Source organism: Streptomyces sp. NPDC059900 (assembly GCF_050270335.1).
Lineage (GTDB): Bacteria > Actinomycetota > Actinomycetes > Streptomycetales > Streptomycetaceae > Streptomyces.
Genome location: NZ_JBNNJZ010000580.1, coordinates 1 through 4,894, shown reverse-complemented (window position 1 = coordinate 4,894; position 4,894 = coordinate 1). Strand labels below are relative to the sequence as shown.

The 4,894-nt window shown below is 71.6% G+C and carries 4 protein-coding genes and 1 pseudogene; 2 read left to right on the top strand and 3 right to left on the bottom strand.

Annotated features, from left to right (window positions below):
• Both ACQKIP_RS39570 and ACQKIP_RS39565 read left to right on the top strand, forming a co-directional pair.
• Window positions 1-1,181 (top strand): cytochrome P450 (locus ACQKIP_RS39570; protein ID WP_427745267.1); only part of this gene is annotated, 1,181 nt, incomplete at its 5' end.
• A gap of 254 nt (window positions 1,182-1,435) precedes the next feature.
• Window positions 1,436-2,914 carry an MFS transporter gene (locus ACQKIP_RS39565; RefSeq protein ID WP_365863425.1) on the top strand — a complete coding sequence of 493 codons (1,479 nt, stop codon included), beginning with the start codon at window positions 1,436-1,438 and terminating at the stop codon, window positions 2,912-2,914.
• Window positions 2,915-3,088: 174 nt separating this feature from the next.
• Here ACQKIP_RS39565 and ACQKIP_RS39560 read toward each other — a convergent pair whose 3' ends face one another.
• The 3 genes and pseudogenes from ACQKIP_RS39560 to ACQKIP_RS39550 all read right to left on the bottom strand — a co-directional run.
• The gene (locus ACQKIP_RS39560) at window positions 3,089-3,394 is read right to left on the bottom strand and encodes a hypothetical protein (RefSeq protein WP_365863427.1); all 306 of its coding nucleotides are present in this window, start codon (window positions 3,392-3,394) and stop codon (window positions 3,089-3,091) included.
• Window positions 3,395-3,768: 374 nt separating this feature from the next.
• Window positions 3,769-4,248: a hypothetical protein gene (locus ACQKIP_RS39555; RefSeq protein ID WP_427745266.1), complete on the bottom strand. Its 480-nt coding sequence runs from the start codon at window positions 4,246-4,248 to the stop codon at window positions 3,769-3,771.
• A gap of 253 nt (window positions 4,249-4,501) precedes the next feature.
• Window positions 4,502-4,894 (bottom strand): annotated as a pseudogene (locus tag ACQKIP_RS39550) (hypothetical protein); the annotation flags it as partial.

Here is a 4,894-nt window from a genome sequence, read left to right as displayed (position 1 = left end):
GGTTCACCTATCCCACCAAGCGCTCCGACCCGCTCGTGCCGGCCGACGCCTACGCACAGGCGCTGCGCGAGGAGCCGGTCTGCCCGATCACCCTCGCGACCGGCGACCCCGCCTGGTTCGTGGCCCGCCATGAGGACGTACGGACCGCGCTGTCGGACCGCCGGTTCAGCAGGGAGGCGCTGTTCCGCCCCGGCGCCGCTCGCGCGCAGGTGGTCGAGCCCGACCCGCACAGCATGATCACCATGGATCCCCCGCGGCACACCCGGATCCGCAAACTGGCCAACCGGGCGTTCAGCCCGCAGCGCGTGCGGCGGATGCGCCCGTACGTGGAGGAGGTCACCGCACAGCTGCTCGATGCCATGGAAGCGGGCCCGCCCGCGGGCGACCTCGTCGAGATCTACGGGCGCCCCCTCGCCCTGCGCGTCATCTGCCGCATCCTCGGGGTCCCCTTCGAGGACTACGACGCGTTCGGGGGCTGGTGCGACCGGTTCTTTTCGCTCACCAAGTACCCGCCCGAGGAGATCCAGCAGGCCAACGAGGACATGCGGGCCTACTTCGCCCGTCTGATCGGCCACCGGCGCGAGGAACCCGGCGACGATCTGATCAGCGCCCTGGTACACCTCCACGACGAGGAGGGTGAACTGTCCGAGCGCGAGATCGTCAGCCTGGGCGCGCTGCTGCTGTTCGCGGGACACGACACCACGGTGACCGTGCTCTGCGCCGGGACGGCGACCCTGCTCGGCAATCCCGACCAGCTCGCGCTGCTGCGCGCGGATCCCGGCCTCTACCCCGATGCGGTGGAGGAGCTGGTGCGGCTCAACGTCCCCGGCGGCGGGACCGCCATCCGGATCACGACGAGCGACGTGAAGCTGGGCGGCACCATCATCCCCGAGGGCTCGGCGGTGCTCGCCTCCGTCGGCACCGCAAGCCGGGACCCCGAGGTCTACCCGGATCCCGACCGCTGCCTCATCCAGCGCGAGCAGCGCACCCAGATGGCCTTCGGGCAGGGCCCGCACTTCTGCATCGGTGCAGGTCTCGCCCGCCTCGAACTGGCCATCGGCCTGCGCGCCCTGTTCGAGCGGTTCCCGCGGCTGCGCCTGGCGGTGCCGGCCAAGGAGCTGCGCTGGAAGGACTTCGCGCACCTGGGGGGTCTGGAAGAAATGCCCGTGGCCTGGGATTGATCACGCGCTGCCCGTGCGCCCGCACGCACACCCGCACCCGCCCCCGGCTCCGCCCGCCGTCGGGCTCCGTTGACGCCGACGAGACCACCCGGCAGTTCGTCGCCAGGGGCCGTGGCTGTGGAGCCGCTCCCGGCCCGGCATGCCCCGGAGCACGCATGGCGGCGGATTCCTGCCAGCGCCCGCCCCCGCAGCTTGCCAGATTGGAGCAACAGGGGCCCTCCATCCAGGGGCCGTACGACGAAAGGTGACCACGCATGAGCCGGAACCCTGATTCGGCTGCCCGGCAGCCGAGTTACCCGGTCGTCGTGACGCTCGCGGCGGGCGCGATCTTCCTGTCGATCCTGGACGCCACCGTGGCCAACCTCGCGGTGACGGATTTGCACCGCAGCTTTCCCGGCACCTTGGTGACGGACCTGACCTGGGTCATCTCGTTGTACGGCATCGTGTTCGCCGCATTCCTCGCCCCCGCGGGACGCCTGGCCGATGTGCTGGGGCGGCGCCGTCTGTACATCGCCGGCATGGGCCTGTTCACCCTCGCCTCGCTGCTGTGCGCCCTGGCCCCCGCCCTCCCGGCGCTCCTTGCCGCACGAGGGCTGCAGGCACTGGGGGCAGCAGCCATGATCCCGGCCTCCCTCGCCGTACTCCTGGCCGATGTGGCCCCCCAGCGCAGAGGGGCGGCGATCGGGCTGTGGAGCGCCGCAGCCTCCGCCGCGGCCGCGGCGGGGCCCAGCCTGGGCGGCATCCTCATCGACGTGGCCGGCTGGCGCGCGGTATTCCTGGTCAACCTCCCCCTGGGCCTCGCCCTGCTCGCCGGGATCAGGGCGGTCCGCGCACCAGCACACAGCGGGCAGAAGCTTCCCGACCTGCTCGGCACCCTGCTCCTCACAGCCGGCACCGGGCTCCTCGTACTCGGTGTCGCCCAGGGACGCCAGTGGCACTGGGACGACCCGCGCGTGCTGGGCTCCCTGACCGCGGGCCTGGTCCTGTCGGCAGGGGCCCTGCTACGGGCCAGTCGGCATCCGCGGCCTGCCCTGCAGACCAGGCTGTGGCGCAGCAGGCCGTTCGCGCTGGCCAACCTCGTCTCGCTGTTCTTCGGCGCGGCGCTGTACGCCTGGCTCCTGGTCGGGGCGCTGTTCCTGGTGGACGTCTGGCATTACTCGTGGATCTCGGCCGGTCTGTCGATGACGCCGGGGGCGCTGCTGTCCGCGGGGGTCGCGGCGTTGGTGGGCCGCTCCCTGAGCAGAAGCCGCCCGCACCTGGTGGTGTCCTGCGGCGCGCTGACGCTGGTGACGGCCGGGCTCTGGCTGGGCCTGACACTCTCCTCGCAGCCTGCTCTGTGGAGCATGTGGATTCCGGTCGGCCTGCTGGCCGGTGCCGGCATCGGCGCCGTCAGCACCGGGGTCTCCAGCGTGGCAGCCCTGTCCGTGGAGCCGGCGGACTTCGCCGGGGCCACCGGACTCAACCTGGCGGTACGGCAGATCGGCGGCGCTCTGGGCATCGCAGCACTGGCCGCCATTTTGCCCGTGGCGCCCTCGTCCGCCCCCGGCCCGTACCGCCATGTCGTGTTCTTCACCTGTGCCGCGGCTGCCATCGCGGGCCTGCTGGGCCTGGGCTTCGCCCGGCGCCGCGGCCACCCCGCGCCGCACACCGTACGCACGGCCGCGCCGGCGCTCGCCGCCGGCACCGCTGTGATCGCGACCGAAGGAGCACGCGACACAAAGGGGAGCAGGTGAACAAGGAAGGCGCACAGCAGCGCCGCTCGCGCTGACCGTGGACGCGCTACCGACGGGGTCGCACCACCGATATAACGCACGACCCCGGTGGCACTGCGGGCTCGCCGACGGCGCTCCGAGCGCTGCCGGTTCCGACGCTCCCCCGCCGAGCCGGACCGTCCGTCACCGGTGCGGTCAGTTCGTCGAGGGTGCCCGCGTCGCCTCCGTCGCAGGCGGCTGTGTGGCAGGAGTTGCCTCGTCCACCTCGGCTGCATCCATGTCGACCTCGCAGCCTTCCGGGATCTTGTCGGCGGAAGTCGCGCAGGCCGAGGGATCGGTCTCGGGGACGCTCTTGTCCGCTTGGCGCTGACTCTTGCCCTGTTCGTGCGGGGCCGAGGTGCCCGACGAGGGATTGCCGTCCGAGGACGACGAGCAGGCCGCCGAGCCCATCACCGTGCACAGGATCAAAACGGCCGAAGCCGCAGCAGTACGCGTACGCATGAAAGTCCCCCCACCGCGGACGCGGAGTGTCCGGCCCGCCAGTTGATCAACTATGCCATCTCGAGTCGTGCAGCTGGCGTGGGAAGTGTGAAGAGATTCCCCGGCTGCTTGGTGCGTACGCGGCTGGATCCGGCATCCGGCACAACATCGCGTGCCGGATCTGACGGGTTCCCACGTCTTGGAGCGATGCCGGAGATCGGGGGTGAAGCAGGGCGGCCAGAGCGAAGCTGCAGGCCCGTTGACCGTCCGGGTGCAGCGCGTCGGCGAGGGTCGCGTCGGCCGCCTGGCGGAGACCGGCCCGCAGCAGCCCGGTTGCGATGGTCTCTTGACCGGCGATAGTTCACTGCTCCGGGCACGGGGCCCTTCGCGCCGGGTCAGCCCGAGGCGACGTCGACCTCATGGTCGACGGCCCAGGTCCAGTACTCGGCCACGGTGCGGCCCGCGGCCCCGGCGCCCTTGGTTCCGGGGCCGGCCGCAGCGGCGAGGTCGGTGAACGGGGCCGGGCTGGTTTCCAGGAGAACGGCGTGGGTGTGTGCCTCCGGCACCCGACCGGTGGCGAACACATAGGACTCGCCTGCCGACAGCGGGGAGGCGCCCTGCTCGTGGCTGACGGTGACCGTGCCGTCCAAGCCCCCTTTGAAACTCCGCTCGACGCTTACTGCGTACAGGTCGAAGAGGATGCCCGCGATGTCACGCTGCCCCGTGCGGTCCACGACCTCGCCGGCGAACACGTCGTCCGCGGTCCCCGCGACCTGCCTGGCATCTTGCACGTCATACAACGTGACCGCCTCGCCCGCAGGTGCGGATTCCGCCCCATCGAGGAGCCGGTACACGCCCCAGAAGGCACCGCTCACCACGGTCAGTCTAGCCAGAGCGAGGGCCAGTTTCCGGCGAAACGAGATCATCGGTTGGCCTTTCAGCCCCACAAAGCGCGGTAGTTCTTGCGGTCCCGCCCGGTCGGGGCGCCGCTGGAGGGCATGTCGAAGGTGTGCGGGGCCATCAACGACCGGTAGCCCGACGGGCTTTTGCGGCAGAAGCCAAGCGCATGCCCGAGCTCATTTGCGGCGATCCGCCCGCTTCGCGGCGGGTTGCTGCCCGCCCACCCGTTCACCAAGCGTCGAGCCCGCCCGGGGCGGTGTCAGTGTTGGTGAGGGATGCCGCCAGGGCCGTCAGGACCGAGCGGAATTCCCGCTCCGTCAGGGCGGTCTTGTGCACCGCCGCTGGGTGGCGGGCGGCGGTGCTGTACACGTCCGTGTGCGGGCGGCGTTCGGTGCCCGTCTCCAAGAACAGCGTCAGGGCCTCGCTGCCCGGATCGCACCAGGCACGGTGCAGGGCGAGCGGCCCCAGCGCGTACGACGCGCCCGCGACATAGCGGACCGTGTGCACGAGCCGCAGGCGAGCCGGGCCCCGGTGCACGAGCAGCCAGTCGGCGCCGTCCGCGGACAGCTGCTCGCGGTACGCGCTGACCGTGAGGCCCCCGTCATCCGCCAAGCCCTCCCC

Coding starts and splice junctions, on each gene's coding strand:
- ACQKIP_RS39565 (WP_365863425.1), top strand. CDS start 1,436: ATGAGCCGGAACCCTGATTCGGCTGCCCGGCAGCCGAGTTACCCGGTC.
- ACQKIP_RS39560 (WP_365863427.1), bottom strand. CDS start 3,394: ATGCGTACGCGTACTGCTGCGGCTTCGGCCGTTTTGATCCTGTGCACG.